Below are 16534 nucleotides of genomic sequence, written 5' to 3' on the forward strand. Positions count from 1 at the left end.
CTTATTGCAGCTCTATTTCCGCATATACGGGAAGGTGGTCTGACAAGTAGCGGCATTTTTGCGAGTCGCTTAAAACAGCATACTTTTTCACCTTCATGCTTTTAGGCACAAAAATATAATCAATTCGCCTTGTTACAGGTTTAGTAAACTCAAAAGCGTTGAATGTGCCCTCGGGCCCAAATATAAGATCTGCAACATCTTTAGTATCGTTAAGCTGCTGTTTTATAATGGTTACAGGCTCGCTGTCAGGCTCAAGGTTAAAATCTCCTGTAAGCACAAAAGGCAGGTTGTCTTTATTGACTTCTTTTATTTTTTGGAGGATTAGCTTTGCGCTTTCGGCACGTGCTTTCTCGCCAACATGGTCAAAGTGGGTATTAAAAACCCAAATCTTTTTGCCGTTCTGCTTATCTTCAAACAGTCCGTAAGTACAGATACGGTTAAGTGCGGCATCCCACCCTGTAGAGGGTACATCGGGGGTTTCAGAAAGCCAGAAGGTAGATTGCCTTAGTAGCTTATACTTTTGGGTATTGTAAAATATAGCTGAATATTCACCTTTTTTTGCCCCGTCATCCCTGCCTACGCCAATGGCATCATACTGGTTATTGAACTGCGATAGAAGGTAAGCCATCTGGTTAGGCAGTGCTTCCTGAACGCCCATAAAATCAGGTTCATAAAACTTAATTTGCCGGGCAAGCTGTTCTTTTCGGTTATCCCACCTGTTATCGCCATCGCCTGCATGATCCAGCCTTATGTTATAGCTCATTACTTTTACGGTTTGTGCCTGCAAACCTGTATAACATATTAGTGCCATAATAAATGTAAACAAGGTGTATCGGTTGATGGTTTTCATGTCTGGCTATTTTAGTTACCCTGCAAATATATCCGGAAGCAGTTATACCTGTATTACACCCAGGTTAAATTGTTTTTCTATCGGGGCGTGGTTGGCAGCCTCTATACCCATAGAGATCCAGGTACGGGTTTCCATCGGGTCTATAATAGCATCCGTCCATAGCCTTGCTGCGGCATAGTAGGGCGATACCTGTGCATCATAGCGGGCTTTTATTTTGTCAAAAAGCTCAGCTTCTTTCTCAGGGGTAATCTCTTCGCCACGGGCTTTTAAAGAAGAGGCCTCTATCTGTAATAAAACCTTTGCTGCCTGTGTGCCGCCCATAACGGCAAGCTCTGCGCTTGGCCATGCAAATATAAGGCGCGGGTCATAAGCCTTACCGCACATGGCATAATTACCGGCCCCGTATGAGTTACCCACCACAACGGTAAACTTAGGCACTACAGAGTTGCTCACGGCATTAACCATTTTTGCACCGTCTTTAATAATGCCGCCGTGTTCTGATTTACTGCCTACCATAAAGCCTGTAACATCTTGCAGAAATACAAGCGGTATCTTCTTTTGGTTACAGTTGGCAATAAAGCGTGTAGCTTTATCTGCACTGTCAGAGTATATAACCCCGCCAAACTGCATTTCACCTTTTTTAGATTTTACCACTTTACGCTGATTGGCAACAATACCTACAGCCCAGCCATCTATACGCGCATATCCTGTAATAATGGTTTGTCCGTAACCTGCTTTATACTCTTCAAACTCGCTGTTATCTACCAGGCGGTTGATTATTTCCATCATGTCATACTGCTCTGTGCGCGACTTTGGCAGTATGCCGTATATTTCTTTAGGGTCTGATGCCGGTTTTTGAGGCGCTGTGCGGCTAAAGCCTGCCGTGGTATAATCGCCTATCTTATCTACAATATTTTTTATGGTATCAAGGGCGTCCTTATCATCCTTTGCCTTATAATCGGTTACGCCCGATATTTCGCAGTGGGTTGTTGCACCGCCCAGCGTTTCGTTATCAATACTTTCGCCAATGGCCGCCTTAACAAGGTAACTGCCTGCAAGGAATATACTGCCCGTTTTATCTACAATAAGGGCTTCATCGCTCATAATCGGTAAGTAAGCCCCTCCGGCTACACAACTGCCCATAACGGCTGCAATCTGGGTTATGCCCATACTGCTCATTATGGCATTATTGCGGAATATGCGCCCAAAGTGTTCTTTATCAGGGAAAATCTCATCCTGCATAGGGAGGTAAACCCCTGCACTGTCCACAAGGTAAATTATAGGCAGCCTGTTTTCCATAGCTATTTCCTGTGCACGCAGGTTTTTTTTGCCCGTTATAGGGAACCATGCCCCGGCTTTTACTGTTGCATCATTAGCAACTACAATGCATTGTTTTCCGCGGATATACCCCATTTTTACCACCACACCCCCCGAAGGGCAGCCGCCGTGCTCGGCATACATGCCATCTCCAACAAAAGCACCAATTTCTATACTTTCTTTTTTAGGGTCTAAAAGGTAATCAATACGCTCACGGGCTGTCATTTTCCCTTCGCCGTGCAGTTTGGCTATCCTTTTTTCACCGCCCCCCAGTTTTACCTGTGCCAGCTTACGCTTCATGTCAGAAAGTAACAGCTTATTGTGGTCTTCGTTTTTGTTGAAGTTGATATCCATGGTGTTTTATGTAAATTTTATTGAAATAACAATTATTGGAGTGCTAAAATACGAAAACGTTTGATATTGTTTTATACTGCATTATAATACTTATAAAAATGCAAAGGAACCGCACGTGCAGTCCCTTTACTATTAATGTTTTATGTGAATCTATCCTAACCCGAAAAATGAAAGCAGGTCCTGCTTAATTGCAGGGTTAACGGTTGCTGCCAACATTACCGATATTAATAGCCCAATTGTGGCATAAAGGAAATCTTTCCCTATTAGCCTCATTGCCTTTGTTTTATGCTTTTTGCCTTTTTTAAGGCGGGCCAGGTTAACTGCAATTTCCCTTCCGCCGATAAGCCCCAGGAACACCCATGTAGTACTCATAGGTACAGTACTGATACGCAATTTGTATATAAGGATAAGCGCGTAGGTAAAATCTATTAATGTTGCAGCTCGCACATCTGATATGCGTACTTTTTCGCTCACTACCTGCTGAATTTTATCGCCCCTTAGGTAAAACAGTAACCCAAGCCCTAAAAATATAACCAGTGTAAATATAGAGAATTGCAGCACATCAAGCTTTCTGGGCAGGAACACGGCAACGTTAGCGCCATCCTGCATTACCCATACCGACCATAACAGCCCGCTTACCAGCCATTGGGCAACCATCCAGCCGGGGTGTATTTTCCTGCTCTTGAATTTTTTACGGATATAGTTGTAACCAAAGTACCATACAAGTGCCGATACTATAAACGCTATAAGATAGCCCGATACACTTTTGGTAACCATTGATGTTATGCCGCTTGATGACGAACTGAAAACACTTAACATAAGGAAGGTTGTAGATACGGGCATCCTAAGTCGTGTGAGTATCAGCAACACCAGTGGCGCCATCAGCATAAAGAATGAGAAATTTTTAGGGTGGGGGTACTCGCTGCTGCCATCGGGTTTTAGCAGGCGCTGGTAGGTAACATCACCGTCAAAAATTATCCAGCTAATAGTAACTGTGGCAATAAATATTGCACCTGTATACAGCCATAATATATACCATTTGCGCTGTTTATTGCTTTCTATAAATGTTCCTAAAGATTGTATGCTATCGTTAGATACTGTTGCATAGGCAGCCGTAAAGAAGCCTATCCACATGGCAACCTGTGGCTGTCCGTAAAAAAGCGCACTTAAAATAAAAATGCTGAAGATAATTATGAGGAATACCTTTTCGTTAGAAAATCGCTCAATAACGCTTAATGGAGGTGTTTTTTTCCTGTACTTCAGTTTCATTATGCAGAACTTTTAAAATTACTGCAAAGGTAGCCTTTTATTAATGGTATGTCCTAACTCTGTTTTTTAAGTAAAGGTTAAGCGCCGGGTATGTTCAAAACAAGCTTAAAATAGAGTTTTATTATTTTATAATAATGATTTTAAATGGTTTAAACCTTAATTTTGCGATTTTTCCAACAGCGAAAATAAAACTTTATATAACACTTGGTTTATCATAAATTAACTATTTGTTAACATTGTGTAACTACATTTGCGCCATAAAAATATAACTAATGTCCATAAACAGTATCTTTCAGTTTCTTGTACCAAAGGACAGGAAATTTTTCCCGCTATTTGAACAGGCTACGCAAAATTTAGTGCTTCTTGCAGAAAAGCTACACGAGGCTGTAAACACACCAAAAGATAAAAGGGAAGAATTCCTTTTAGAAATTGAGCGTTTAGAAAATGTTATAGAGGGCATTACACACCAAACTAACCTTGAACTTAGCCGCAATTTTATAACCCCTTTTGACAGGGAAGATATACATGCACTTATAACGGCAATTGATAATGTAGCCGATTATATGTATGGCGCTGCCAACAGGATGCGCTTGTACCAGGTTGAAAAGATTACTAAATCAATCCGGAAGATGACGGAAATCAATCTTGAGGCTTGCCAGCTTATACAAACAGCCGTGGCTGACCTTAAAGATATGAAGAACCTGAAAGGGATAGCTGAGTGCTGCAAAAGGATAAATAAGCTTGAGAGCAAATCTGACAATGTATTTGACAAAGCTGTTGCCGATATTTTTGAAAATGAAACTGATGCACTAAACGTAATTAAGTATAAAGAAGTTTTAGCGGCGTTGGAAACCGCTGCCGATAAGTGCAAAAGCGTGGCAAATGTTTTAGAATCTATTTCTGTAAAACATTCATAAACACGTTTTTTCAATAATTTTTTATATGACGTTACTCATCATAATTATAGTTTTAGCTTTTGCGTTTGATTACATTAATGGTTTCCATGATGCTGCAAACTCAATAGCCACCATAGTTGCAACAAAGGTACTTACGCCTTTTCAGGCAGTGCTGTGGGCAGCATTCTTTAACTTTCTGGCCTATTTTATCTCTAAATATATAATAGGTGAATTTAAAATTGGTAATACCATTGCTAAAACAGTAAGTGAAGATTTTATTACACTCGAAGTTATTTTTGCCGGGCTTATAGCGGCTATTACCTGGAACCTGCTTACCTGGAAACTGGGCATACCGTCATCATCATCCCACACGCTCATCGGCGGATTTATGGGTGCTGCACTGGCTCATGCCTTTACAGTAGATGGCGCCGACTTAAATACTGTTATAAACTATGCCAAGGTTATTCCTATAGTACTGTTTATCTTTCTTGCACCGCTTATTGGTATGATAGTAGCTTATCTGCTTACTATCCTTATCCTCAACATTTGCAGAAAGGCAAATCCATCTAAAGCTGATAAATGGTTTAAAAGACTTCAGTTAGTATCTTCTGCGCTTTTCAGTCTTGGACACGGTGCTAACGACTCGCAGAAAGTAATGGGTATTATTGGCGCAGCAGTAATTTTCTATCACACTAATATTGATTTAGATCCTAATTACATTGCTTCAGATAATCCGTTTAAGTACTTTGTCGAGCATTATGCATGGGTACCGCTAACAAGTTTTCTTATGATGGGCCTTGGTACCATGAGCGGAGGATGGAAGATTGTAAAAACAATGGGTTCTAAAATTACAAAGGTTACATCTCTTGAAGGGGTTGCTGCCGAAACTGCCGGAGCTATAACACTTTATACTACAGAACATTTGGGTATACCGGTATCTACTACCCATACCATAACAGGTTCTATTATAGGTGTTGGTGTAACCAAAAGGGTATCTGCAGTACGCTGGGGTGTTACCATAAGCCTGCTTTGGGCATGGATTTTAACCATACCTGTATCGGCTGTATTAGCGGCTCTTGTATATTATCTTGTAAGTATTTTCTAAAAGAAATTATAAACCCTTAAGATGTGGCTTGGTGTAGTGTTATATTTGTATGTAACATTATATTATGCCACATTTTTTATTTTCAGGCACTTACAGATTTGTTGTGCCTTTCCTGTTGCTAATAGCATTTACAGCCACCGCACAAAACCGCACCCTGTTTAATGCCAGGCGACAGCAATCTATGTCGCAACGCTGGGAGCTTGACAGCGCATCAAGGCAGGGCACTTTTATCATAACCCCCTATAAACCGGTTTATGTGCTGCCTGCCCGATGGTCTAGCGACCCAAATGAAGACCCTGTAAGCGGAAACCCTTCAGACGAATATGATTATAACGAACAGATTGATTATAATAACATAGAGGCTAAAATACAGCTAAGCTTTAAAGTGAAGGTATTAGAATCTATATTTTGGGGGCATGGCGACCTTTGGGCGGCATATACCCAAAAAAGTCAGTGGCAGGTTTACAACAAATCGCTTTCGCGGCCTTTCAGGGAAATAAATTATGAACCCGAGGTAATACTTAACTTCGCCACAAACTATCAAATACTGGGCTTTAAAGGGCGAATGGCAGGTATTTCTTTTAACCATACATCTAACGGTAAAGAGACTCCGCTGTCAAGAAGCTGGAACAGGATTATTTTTCATGCGGGTTTTGAAAAAGATAACTGGCAGGTATTGGTAAGGCCATGGTTCCGGGTTAGGGGAGAAAAAAAAGAGGATGACAATCCCGGCATTGAAGAATATATTGGCAGGGGAGACTTAACCTTAATTTATAGCTACGGACGTAATTCTTTTGCCTTTAACGGCAGCCATAACCTCAACTTTAATAAATATGCAAGAGGTTATGCAGAACTTTCATGGTCATACTCTTTAAAAGGGAACCTTAAAAGTTTTGTGCAGGCGGGCTATGGTTATGGCGAAACGATGGTAGATTATAATAACAGCCAACTTACAATAGGGGTAGGAGTGTCTTTAATAGAATGGCTGTAACATAATTAATCAGGCTTTTGTTCTGCCTGCCTGTGTACAGGGAATTTTACTATAAAAGTTGTGCCTTTGTCTTTACCCTCGCTAATAGCTTCTATAGTGCCGTTATGAAGCTCTACAAATGATTTTGTAATAGAAAGGCCCAGCCCGTTTGATGTTTCTTTACCGGTGGGCTTAGAACTTAAAACGGCAAACTTAGTAAACAGTTTGCCCATATCATCGCTGCTTAGTCCCTGGCCTTCATCCTTAACCATAATTTTTACATAACCATTTTCTTTTTTGGCATCTATACTTATAACAGAGCCTTTATAACTGTATTTTATGGCGTTGCTTACCAGGTTGTGCAGCACATCTGATATTTTTGCCTTATCGGCATAGATAGAAGGGAGGTTATCCTCGCAATTTAGCTCTATAATCTGCTGTTTTTTATTGGCAAGCAGTTCAAAATTATTCAGCAGCCTTACAAAAAGTTCCATAAGGTTAAGTTCCTCACGTGCCAGCACAGGTTCTTTTTCTTCTTCCTGAGATTGTTTCAGCAGGTCAGATAGCTTATTCTGGATTCTTATTACAGATGATTTAATCATCTGTCCCATTTTTTCTGCTTTGCCAGGATCTTTCAGTATAATGTCATTCGCCAGGTTTATAGAAGCAAGCGGATTTTTAATTTCGTGCAGTGCCATGTTCATCAGGTTGACTTGAGATTCGATGTTTTTGCGGTATCTAAGCCTGTTTTCCAGCTTGTCAACAATAAGTTTACTTAAGGTTTTAAGCATTTCAAGCTGCTGATGTGTAGCCTGCCTTGGTACCGTGTCAGTTACACACAGCATGCCCATGTTAAACCCTTCGGGCGAGCGCAGTGGCGCCCCTGCATAAAAACGTATGCCGTTTTCGCAATTAACGAGCGGGCTGCAAAGCAAATCAGGGTGTTGGTGGGTATCATTAAATACAGTTACCGACTCATTTAAAACAGCTACGCCGCACAGGTTTTCATGCCTGTCTAAACTCAGCGTGTGCGGTAGCCCGCTTAAGTTTGATTTTAAAAATATACGGTTGGTATCAACAAATGATATTATGGCGTTTGGCGCATCAAAAATTTGTGCAGCCAGTAAGGCTATATTATCAAAATTATCTTCGGGGTGTGTATCAAGCACATGATAGGCATGCAGCTTTTCGAGCCGTTGTGCCTCACTTTGCGCCGTATAATTTAATGTGCTGCTAATCATTTTCTTACGTGAATTACCTCTTCATCATTTTCCTGATAATTCCACGTATCGAAAGTACAACAAAAATTTTACCGCTACTAATATTTACTTAATGTTGTAATAAAAGATGTTAAAAAGTATAAGTTGTTACATTGTGCTTTCATCCCTTTTGCGGGTAAGTGGCAGCAATACAAAAAATGATGTACCTTTATCTTTACCCGGGCTTTCTGCAAATATTTTTCCTTTGTGCATTTCTACCAGCGATTTGCATATCGAAAGGCCAAGCCCGTTAGAAGTTTCCTTACCTGTTGGTTTGGCGCTTAGCTTTGCAAACTTCATAAACAGCTTATCTATATCTTCGGCATTAAGCCCCTGGCCCTGGTCTCTGAACTCTATAACAACCATATTACCCTGTTTTTGCACAATAATAGTAATTTCGGTGTCATGGTACGAGTACTTTATGGCATTACTGAGAAGGTTAAAAAATACGTCCGACATTTTAGCACGGTCTATGTAAACTGTTGGTGTAGCAGCATCAAACTTAAATGTAATTTTTTGGTTTTTACGCTTTGCAAGTAGCTCAAAGCTTTTAATCAGCCCGTTTATTAATACCTCTAAGTTAGTTTCCTCAATATTTAATTTAAGCTCTTCTTCCGTTTCCGATTGTTTCAGCAATTCATGTAACTTGCTTTGCATGCGCAATACGCTTTCTTTTATCATGTCGCTCATGGGTTCCAGCCTCGACGGGTCTTTCCTTAGCACATCATTTGCAAGTTTAATAGAGGCAAGCGGGTTTTTAAGTTCGTGTAATGTTAGGCTCATAAGCTCGTTTTGCGAGCGGAGCAGCTTTTTATACCTGAGCCTGCTTTCCAGTTTGTTTATTACAATCTCTGAAAGCGATTTAAGCATATTGAGCTCTACATCATTTACAGGCGTTTTTCGTGGCTTAACATCGGCTACACACAGCGTTCCCAGCAGGAACCCTTCAGGTGTTTTTAGCGGAGCAGCAGCATAAAACCGTACTCCGCCTTCACCGCATATGTAACCTTCTTTAAGATAGGCAACGTCATGTGTATCGTAGAAAACACTAAAGCCATCATTAAGTATTGCCAGCGAGCACGGAAAGTTTTCACGCGCTGCAATATTACCCTGAAAATCGCTGATATTCGATTTAAAAAATACCCTGTCGTCATCAACAAATGTTAAAAAAGCATAAGGAGTTTTAAGCGCCTGCATGGCAATAAATGCAATTTTATCAAAAGTATCTTCCGAATGTGTGTCCAGTATTTGATAGTCATACAGCTTTTTTAGCCTTAGCTTTTCATTATTGGGTACTATAGTTTCAGGTACTGCAAACATATTTAAGAATAAATGTTAACAAACGTTAAAGCAACACCCTAAAGTACGACTTATTTTTTTCATCAGTCAGCACCTTAGGGTGTTAAAATCTGTTAAATGTAATTTTACACAAAAATTACTCTTCTTTTTTCTGCCCCATCATCATTAAATAGGCTTTAAGAAATTCATCTATATCGCCATTCATAACCGCATCTACATCGCTGGTTTCATGAGCGGTACGTACATCTTTTACCAGCTTATACGGGTGCATAACATAGTTGCGTATTTGAGAGCCCCACTCAATTTTCATTTTGTTGGCCTCAATTTCGTCTCGCATGGCCTGCCGCTTTTTAAGCTCTATCTCATATAACTGAGACTTTAAAAGCTGCATGGCTTTTGTCTTGTTATCAAGCTGGGATCGGGTTTCCGAGTTCTCAATAATTATCCCGGTAGGGTGGTGGCGAAGCCTTACGGCAGTTTCTACCTTGTTAACATTTTGCCCTCCCGCACCGCTGGAACGCATGGTTTCCCATGAAATATCTGCCGGACTAATTTCTATTTCTATAGTATCATCTGCCAGCGGGTACACATATACCGAGGCGAATGATGTATGGCGTTTGGCATTACTGTCGAAAGGAGAAATACGCACCAGCCTGTGCACACCATTCTCGCCTTTAAGGTACCCAAAAGAGAATTCTCCGTCAAATTCAAGGGTTACGGTTTTTATACCGGCAACCTCGCCTGCCTGATAGTTAAGCTCTTTTACTTTATAGCCATGCTTTTCGCCCCACATAATGTACATACGCATCAGCATGCTGGCCCAGTCGCAGCTTTCTGTACCACCGGCGCCTGCTGTTATTTGCAGCACAGCACTCATGCTGTCACCTTCATCGCTAAGCATGTTACGGAACTCAAGGTCCTCAAGGTGTGTTATTGTCTCTGCATATTGGGCGTTAAGTTCTTCTTCGGTAGCTTCACCTTCCTTAAAAAACTCATACACTATTTGCAGTTCTTCCCCTAAAGTGTTGGCTTTATTATAATCTTCCACCCACTTTTTTTTACTGCGGAGTTCTTTTACAATCTTCTCTGCCTCGCGGGCATTGTTCCAGAAATCAGGAGCAAAGGTTTTCTCTTCTTCGTTTGCAATTTCAATTAACTTCCTGTCGATGTCAAAGATACCTCCTCAGCGCACCAAGGCGCTCCATAATACCTTTTATTTGTTCGGTATTTGTCATAAATTCATGTAGTTTTGTAATGCAAAAGTAAGCCATCCTTTTCATAATATGGAAATAAATTTAATCAGCGATACGGTTACCAAACCCACACACGAAATGCTGCAGCAAATGTTCAGGGCAAAAGTGGGCGATGATGTATATAAACAGGACCCTGCGGTGAACGAACTTGAGGAAACCGTAGCCGACTTGTTTGGTATGGAGGCTGCTTTGTTTTTCCCCTCTGGTACTATGGCTAACCAGACAGCTATTAAACTGCATACCAACCCAGGTGAGCAGGTTATTTGCGATAAATGGTCACATATTTTTCATTATGAGGGAGGGGGTGCATCGTTTAACAGTGGTGTATCGTGTTGCCTTGTAGATGGTAACAGGGGCATGATAACCGCCCAGCAGGTAAAGGACGCCATAAACCCGCCTGATTTTTACCATAGCCCGCTAAGCAGCCTTGTGAGCATAGAGAATACAACCAATAAAGGCGGCGGTGCCTGTTATGATATAGAAACCCTGAAAGAAATTAAAGAGGTATGCAGGCAGCATAACCTTAAATACCACCTTGACGGAGCACGCCTGTGGAATGCCCTTGTGGCAAAACGGCAGCACCCAAAGCAATTCGGGGAGTTGTTTGATACTATTTCAGTTTGCCTATCTAAAGGATTGGGCGCTCCTGTTGGTTCATTGCTTGTAGGCGATAATGATACTATAAAAAGAGCACTGCGCGTACGTAAAATACTGGGTGGCGGTATGCGCCAGGCCGGCTACCTTGCGGCAGCAGGATTATATGCACTGCAAAATAATGTGGGCCGGCTGGAGAACGACCATAAACGTGCGAAGGAACTTGGTGCGGTACTGTCACAAAGGCCATGGGTAGAAAAGGTAGAGCCTGTAGAAACCAATATATTAATATTTTCGGTTAAAGAAGGATATAGCGAAACAGCCCTGATAGAAAAGTTAAAGCAGAAAAACATTGCTATTAGCTCTTTAGGGAAAGGCAAGCTGCGCATTGTTACACACCTTGACTATAAAGAGGTAATGCACCATTATGTGGTAGAGACGCTGAGTAAGCTTGCGCTTTAAGACATTAAGCAAAAGGCATATAGGCAAGAGGGAAAAGGCAATAGGCAAAAGCTGTAAAGTTATTTAACTGAAATTAAATAAATATAAAACGCCCAATCAAGTACGATTGAGCGTTTTCGAATTTTTACTATTGCCTTATGCCTAATTCCTGATTGCTAATATCAAGAAAACATACCCAGTCCCGGTATGTTTGGCATACCTTCTTTAGCTACTGCGCCAAGCTCAGCTTCATTAACAGCCGATGCTTTATCAAGGGCTTTGTTCATCACCATGATAAGGTAGTCTTCCAGTTGTTCTTTATCTTCAAGCAGGCTGTCATCAATAGTTATAGCTTTTACCTGCCTGTTTGCTGTAAGAGTTATCTTAAGTAAGCCATCATTGCTCTGCTCATCAACAAGTACTGTGTCGAGCCTTTTTTTAGTTTCTTCTATCTTTTGCTGGGTTTCTTTTATTTTACCCATCATTCCCATAATATCTCCAAACATTTTTACGAATTTTATTTAATGATTATATCGCAAAAATATTAAATTGCGAGGTTATATACTAATTCATTAAAAGAATGAAAAAACACTTATTTTTAAGCTGTGTTTGTGTTATTTTTGCCGCCAACGCGCAATCGAAAAAAACACCAATGACGGAAATACCCACTCCACCTAAAGCAGCTGTAAAGTCCAAGAAATTAGAAAAGCACGGAGATGTGCGTACCGATAACTACTACTGGCTTAATGAAAGGGAGAACCCGGAAGTGATAAGCTATCTTGAGGCGGAAAATGAGTATTATGAAAAGATGACTGCCCATACCAAAAAGTTCAGGGAAGATCTTTTTGAAGAGATGAAGGCAAGAATTAAAGAAGACGATTCATCTGTACCGTACTTTTACAATGGTTATTACTATATAACCCGCTACGAAAAAGGGAAAGATTATCCTATATATTCCCGTAAAAAAGGAAGCCTTACAGCCCCCGAAGAAATAATGTTTGACTGTAATGAAATGGCTAAAGGCCACTCTTACTTTAACCTGGGCGGGCTTAATGTTAGTGAAGACAATACCTGGGTGGCTTTTGGTGTAGATACCGTTTCGCGCAGGCAATATACCATTCAGGTTAAAAATCTTAAAACGGGAGAGGTACAGCCCGTAAAAATAGAAAACACAACGGGCGGCTCTACCTGGGCAGGTGATAACAAGACTTTGTTTTACAGCCGTAAAGATCCTGTTACCCTCCGCTCAGAGTATATATATAAACATAAGCTGGGAACCCCTGCTAAAGAGGACAAAGTAGTTTTTCATGAAGAGGATGAAACGTTTTCAACATTTGTTTATAAAGAAAAATCTAAAAAATACCTTGTTATCGGCAGCAGCAGCACGCTGACTTCTGAATTCAGGATACTGGATGCCAAAAAGCCCGATGGCGAGTTTAAGATATTCCAGCCACGCACACGTGGCTTAGAATACAGCATTTCTCATTATCAGGATAAGTGGTATGTTTTAACCAATAAAGACAAGGCAACCAACTTTAAGGTAATGGTTACCCCTGAAGGTAAAACCGGAAAGGAAAACTGGAAAGACCTTATACCGCACCGTAAAGATGTATTGGTGGAAGACCTTGATATATTTAAGGATTACCTTGTAATATCTGAACGTTCTAACGGGTTAAACAAGATACGCATACGGCCATGGAAAGGGGAGGAGTATTACCTGCCTTTTGAAAGTGAAACCTATACTGCAGGAACAGCTTCTAACCCCGACTTTGATACCGATGTACTGCGCTACAGCTACCAGAGCCTTGCAACGCCATCGTCAGTTATAGACTTCAATATGAAAACGAAAGAAAAGACTGTAATGAAAGAGCAGGAAGTATTGGGCGGTAAATTTGATAAAGATAATTATACAGAAGAGCGTATTTGGGCCACCGCCGAAGACGGTACCAAAATACCTATCTCTATGGTGTACCGTAAAGGAATAGAGAGAAATGGTAAAAATCCGCTGCTGCTTTATGCTTATGGTTCTTATGGCGCGAGTATGGATCCTTACTTTTCATCTGTAAGGTTAAGCCTTTTAGACAGAGGTTTTATATATGCCATTGCGCACATACGCGGGGGTGAAGACCTGGGCCGCGAATGGTATGAGGATGGCAAACTGCTTAAAAAGAAAAACACATTTACCGATTTTATAGATTGCTCTGAATTTGTTATAGCCGAAGGCTACACTTCTCCAAAACATTTATATGCCGAAGGCGGTTCTGCCGGAGGGTTGCTTATGGGGGCAATTGTAAACATGGCGCCACATTTGTATAACGGTGTTATTGCCCAGGTACCTTTTGTAGATGTTGTGACCACGATGCTCGATGACAGCATACCGCTCACCACAGGCGAATATGATGAATGGGGTAACCCCAATGATAAAGTTTACTACGATTATATGAAATCGTATTCACCTTATGATAATGTTACTGCACAGTCATATCCTAATATGCTGGTAACAACAGGCCTGCACGATTCTCAGGTGCAGTACTGGGAGCCCGCAAAATGGGTTGCCAAACTCAGGGTTATGAAAACAGATGACAATGTGCTGTATCTTGATACCAATATGGAGGCAGGACACGGTGGCGCTTCGGGCCGTTTTGAGGCGCTTAAGGAAGTAGCCAAAGAGTACAGTTTTTTGTTAGATTTAGAAGGAATTAAAAAGTAATTAAATTTTTTTTGTTAGATTTGCAAGGTTTTGAGGTTTAAAAACTTTGTGCACGGTTTACCTTGATTAACTTATTTTTTATGAAAGAAGAAATAAACGCCTATAATAATGTATTGGAATTAATTGGTAACACACCGCTGATTAAGATCAATAAAATTACCGAAGGACTTAAAGGAAATTTTTACGCTAAAGTAGAAGCTTTTAATCCGGGCCACTCCACAAAAGACAGAATTGCCTTATATATAATTGAAGAAGCCGAAAGAAGGGGAATCCTTAAACCGGGAGATACAATTATAGAAACCACCTCGGGCAATACAGGCTTTAGTGTGGCAATGGTAAGCATTATTAAAGGTTATGACTGCGTACTTGCAGTAAGCTCTAAATCTTCTAAAGATAAAATAGATATGTTGCGCGCCATGGGGGCAAAAGTATATGTTTGCCCGGCACATGTTAGTGCAGATGACCCGCGCTCTTATTATAATGTTGCAAAAAGGCTTCACGAAGAAACAAAGGGTTCGGTTTATATAAACCAGTATTTTAATGACCTTAATGTTGATGCCCACTACAAAACTACCGGACCCGAAATATGGGAGCAAACCAAAGGAAAAATAACCCACCTGATAGCGTGTAGCGGTACAGGAGGAACTATATCAGGCGCGGCGCGTTTCCTTAAAGAAAAGAATCCGGATATTAAAGTGCTTGGTGTAGATGCCTATGGCTCGGTACTTAAAAAATACCATGAAACAAGGGAATTTGACAGTGACGAGATATACCCTTACAGGATAGAAGGACTGGGCAAAAACCTTATACCAACTGCTACTGATTTTGATGTAATAGATAAATTCATTAAAGTATCTGACGAAGACAGTGCCCATGCTGCAAGGCATATTGCCAAAACAGAAGGATTATTTGTTGGCTATACCAGTGGTGCGGCATTTCAGGCAGCAAAGCAATATGCAGAGCTTGGCGAGTTTGATGAAAACAGTAATGTTGTACTTATTTTCCCTGACCACGGTTCGCGCTACATGAGCAAAGTATTTAGTGATGACTGGATGAACGAGCAGGGCTTTTTTGACAGTGTGAACCTTGAGGAAGCACAAAAAATTGAATTTATAAAATAAGAAAAACAAAAAACACAATTATACAATCAGCCTCTTTTTAAGAGGCTTTTTTATTGTATTTACTTATTGCATTAGCCCGTGTGACTAATGTAAAGCTGTAACAGTTTATAAAGGCTTTTTAACAACTATTATTATATTTTAAATGTTAAAGTTTAAGTTGTGCGTTGTATTTAACAAAATATTTATATTATATTTGGCTTATAATTAATTCAAAATTAACAATTGCCTATAGACAAAATTACTTTTTAGCACCGGCTTGCCGGTATTTATCGAAAACCCAATTTCAAAACTAAAAAGTGTTGCTATGGCTAATGTTGTAATCCCGGACGCTGTGCTGGTTAAGAATTACATTTGCGGAGATGAAAATGCTCTTGCATCTTTAATTAACAGGCACCAATCAAAAATTTATGGTTTTATCTACTCAAAGGTAACTGACAGGGATATCGCAGATGATATCTTTCAGGATACGTTTATTAAAGTGATAAAAACATTAAAGTCGAACTCTTACAATGAAGAAGGTAAGTTCCTGCCGTGGGTAATGCGTATATCGCACAACCTTATTGTAGATCATTTCAGGAGAAATAAGAAAATGCCGATGTTCCGCGAAACAGAGGAGTTCTCTATTTTTTCTATAATGAGTGATAACAGCCCTAACATTGAAAGCCGCATTATTACCGACCAGGTAGAAAATGACGTGCAAAGGCTTATAGAAGAACTGCCTGAAGACCAGAAACAGGTACTGCAAATGCGGATATACCAGGATATGAGTTTTAAGGAAATAGCCGATGTTACAGGTGTAAGCATTAACACTGCGCTTGGCAGGATGCGTTATGCGCTTATGAACCTGAGGAAAGTAATTGAAAAAAATAATATAATTTTGACAAATTAGGCAATATTAGGATTAAGGGTTGCGTTGTATAGAAAAATAAACACACAAAATTTTTCATATGGCAAAACTCTACTCTAAAAAAAAATTAGAAGCTCCTAAAATGTTACCTAAAAAAGAAACTATTGATTTTATATTAAGCTACTCTAAAGCGCTTAAAATAATAAAAACTTCTAACGGAATGTTTGAGAGCGTTGCAAACTAGAACTA

Annotated in this window: 15 protein-coding genes; 8 read left to right on the forward strand and 7 right to left on the reverse strand. The window is 40.3% G+C overall.

What is annotated here, in order from left to right; genetic code table 11:
• Nucleotide 1: 1 nt before the first annotated feature.
• The 3 genes from Q0K96_RS05730 to Q0K96_RS05740 form a co-directional block, all read right to left on the reverse strand.
• Nucleotides 2-850, reverse strand: coding sequence for an endonuclease/exonuclease/phosphatase family protein (locus Q0K96_RS05730; RefSeq protein WP_297333049.1), 849 nt, complete (start codon nucleotides 848-850; stop codon nucleotides 2-4).
• A gap of 42 nt (nucleotides 851-892) precedes the next feature.
• Nucleotides 893-2521: a carboxyl transferase domain-containing protein gene (locus Q0K96_RS05735; protein ID WP_297333050.1), complete on the reverse strand. Its 1629-nt coding sequence runs from the start codon at nucleotides 2519-2521 to the stop codon at nucleotides 893-895.
• Nucleotides 2522-2671: 150 nt separating this feature from the next.
• Nucleotides 2672-3790, reverse strand: coding sequence for a hypothetical protein (locus Q0K96_RS05740; RefSeq protein ID WP_297333051.1), 1119 nt, complete (start codon nucleotides 3788-3790; stop codon nucleotides 2672-2674).
• A 272-nt stretch (nucleotides 3791-4062) separates the two neighbouring features.
• Between Q0K96_RS05740 and Q0K96_RS05745 the strand changes: the two genes are divergently transcribed.
• The 3 genes from Q0K96_RS05745 to Q0K96_RS05755 all read left to right on the forward strand — a co-directional run bounded on the left by Q0K96_RS05745 (nucleotide 4063) and on the right by Q0K96_RS05755 (nucleotide 6782).
• Nucleotides 4063-4707, forward strand: coding sequence for a DUF47 family protein (locus tag Q0K96_RS05745; RefSeq protein ID WP_297333052.1), 645 nt, complete (start codon nucleotides 4063-4065; stop codon nucleotides 4705-4707).
• 25 nt (nucleotides 4708-4732) lie between these two features.
• Entirely contained in the window at nucleotides 4733-5791 is a 1059-nt protein-coding gene (locus Q0K96_RS05750) for an inorganic phosphate transporter (protein WP_297333053.1), read from the forward strand.
• Nucleotides 5792-5855: 64 nt separating this feature from the next.
• Nucleotides 5856-6782, forward strand: coding sequence for a phospholipase A (locus tag Q0K96_RS05755; RefSeq protein ID WP_297333054.1), 927 nt, complete (start codon nucleotides 5856-5858; stop codon nucleotides 6780-6782).
• Between the two features lie 5 nt (nucleotides 6783-6787).
• On the opposite strand, the gene Q0K96_RS05760 is transcribed toward Q0K96_RS05755, so the two are convergent.
• The 3 genes from Q0K96_RS05760 to prfB all read right to left on the reverse strand — a co-directional run bounded on the left by Q0K96_RS05760 (nucleotide 6788) and on the right by prfB (nucleotide 10554).
• Nucleotides 6788-8002: a GAF domain-containing sensor histidine kinase gene (locus Q0K96_RS05760; RefSeq protein ID WP_297333055.1), complete on the reverse strand. Its 1215-nt coding sequence runs from the start codon at nucleotides 8000-8002 to the stop codon at nucleotides 6788-6790.
• Between the two features lie 126 nt (nucleotides 8003-8128).
• On the reverse strand, nucleotides 8129-9340 hold the full coding sequence (locus Q0K96_RS05765) for a GAF domain-containing sensor histidine kinase (RefSeq protein WP_297333056.1): 1212 nt from the start codon (nucleotides 9338-9340) through the stop codon (nucleotides 8129-8131).
• Nucleotides 9341-9455: 115 nt separating this feature from the next.
• Nucleotides 9456-10554, reverse strand: a protein-coding gene (gene prfB, locus Q0K96_RS05770) for a peptide chain release factor 2 (RefSeq protein ID WP_297333057.1) whose coding sequence is annotated in 2 segments (ribosomal slippage) — nucleotides 9456-10490 and nucleotides 10492-10554 — 1098 coding nt in all. Because the reading frame shifts where the segments join, the coding sequence is not laid out codon by codon here.
• Between the two features lie 48 nt (nucleotides 10555-10602).
• Between prfB and Q0K96_RS05775 the strand changes: the two genes are divergently transcribed.
• Entirely contained in the window at nucleotides 10603-11628 is a 1026-nt protein-coding gene (locus Q0K96_RS05775) for a GntG family PLP-dependent aldolase (RefSeq protein WP_297333058.1), read from the forward strand.
• 161 nt (nucleotides 11629-11789) lie between these two features.
• Here the strand turns inward: Q0K96_RS05775 and Q0K96_RS05780 are convergent, their stop codons facing one another.
• Nucleotides 11790-12113, reverse strand: coding sequence for a YbaB/EbfC family nucleoid-associated protein (locus tag Q0K96_RS05780; RefSeq protein ID WP_297333059.1), 324 nt, complete (start codon nucleotides 12111-12113; stop codon nucleotides 11790-11792).
• Nucleotides 12114-12187: 74 nt separating this feature from the next.
• Between Q0K96_RS05780 and Q0K96_RS05785 the strand changes: the two genes are divergently transcribed.
• From Q0K96_RS05785 to Q0K96_RS05800, 4 genes are all read left to right on the forward strand, one after another.
• A complete protein-coding gene (locus Q0K96_RS05785; RefSeq protein ID WP_297333060.1) occupies nucleotides 12188-14317 on the forward strand; it encodes a S9 family peptidase in 2130 nt (709 codons plus the stop codon).
• Between the two features lie 80 nt (nucleotides 14318-14397).
• Nucleotides 14398-15438 (forward strand): cysteine synthase family protein, encoded by a 1041-nt coding sequence (locus Q0K96_RS05790; protein ID WP_297333061.1) that lies wholly within the window; start codon nucleotides 14398-14400, stop codon nucleotides 15436-15438.
• 304 nt (nucleotides 15439-15742) lie between these two features.
• Nucleotides 15743-16327, forward strand: a complete 585-nt coding sequence (locus Q0K96_RS05795; protein WP_297333062.1) for a sigma-70 family RNA polymerase sigma factor — start codon at nucleotides 15743-15745, stop codon at nucleotides 16325-16327.
• Between the two features lie 58 nt (nucleotides 16328-16385).
• Complete coding sequence (locus Q0K96_RS05800; RefSeq protein ID WP_297333063.1) at nucleotides 16386-16529, forward strand: hypothetical protein; 144 nt, start codon at nucleotides 16386-16388, stop codon at nucleotides 16527-16529.
• Nucleotides 16530-16534 lie beyond the last annotated feature (5 nt).

It is taken from the genome of Flavobacterium sp., from assembly GCF_024305175.1.
In the GTDB taxonomy this organism is placed as follows: Bacteria; Bacteroidota; Bacteroidia; order Flavobacteriales; family Flavobacteriaceae; genus Flavobacterium.

Bases quoted from the DNA above. Each gene is read 5' to 3' on its own strand.
- Q0K96_RS05765 (WP_297333056.1), bottom strand. From the start codon at position 9,340: ATGTTTGCAGTACCTGAAACTATAGTACCCAATAATGAAAAGCTAAGG.
- Q0K96_RS05750 (WP_297333053.1), top strand. From the start codon at position 4,733: ATGACGTTACTCATCATAATTATAGTTTTAGCTTTTGCGTTTGATTAC.
- Q0K96_RS05800 (WP_297333063.1), top strand. From the start codon at position 16,386: ATGGCAAAACTCTACTCTAAAAAAAAATTAGAAGCTCCTAAAATGTTA.
- Q0K96_RS05755 (WP_297333054.1), top strand. From the start codon at position 5,856: ATGCCACATTTTTTATTTTCAGGCACTTACAGATTTGTTGTGCCTTTC.
- Q0K96_RS05760 (WP_297333055.1), bottom strand. From the start codon at position 8,002: ATGATTAGCAGCACATTAAATTATACGGCGCAAAGTGAGGCACAACGG.
- Q0K96_RS05780 (WP_297333059.1), bottom strand. From the start codon at position 12,113: ATGTTTGGAGATATTATGGGAATGATGGGTAAAATAAAAGAAACCCAG.
- Q0K96_RS05790 (WP_297333061.1), top strand. From the start codon at position 14,398: ATGAAAGAAGAAATAAACGCCTATAATAATGTATTGGAATTAATTGGT.
- Q0K96_RS05730 (WP_297333049.1), bottom strand. From the start codon at position 850: ATGAAAACCATCAACCGATACACCTTGTTTACATTTATTATGGCACTA.
- Q0K96_RS05735 (WP_297333050.1), bottom strand. From the start codon at position 2,521: ATGGATATCAACTTCAACAAAAACGAAGACCACAATAAGCTGTTACTT.
- Q0K96_RS05740 (WP_297333051.1), bottom strand. From the start codon at position 3,790: ATGAAACTGAAGTACAGGAAAAAAACACCTCCATTAAGCGTTATTGAG.
- Q0K96_RS05785 (WP_297333060.1), top strand. From the start codon at position 12,188: ATGAAAAAACACTTATTTTTAAGCTGTGTTTGTGTTATTTTTGCCGCC.
- Q0K96_RS05775 (WP_297333058.1), top strand. From the start codon at position 10,603: ATGGAAATAAATTTAATCAGCGATACGGTTACCAAACCCACACACGAA.
- Q0K96_RS05745 (WP_297333052.1), top strand. From the start codon at position 4,063: ATGTCCATAAACAGTATCTTTCAGTTTCTTGTACCAAAGGACAGGAAA.
- Q0K96_RS05795 (WP_297333062.1), top strand. From the start codon at position 15,743: ATGGCTAATGTTGTAATCCCGGACGCTGTGCTGGTTAAGAATTACATT.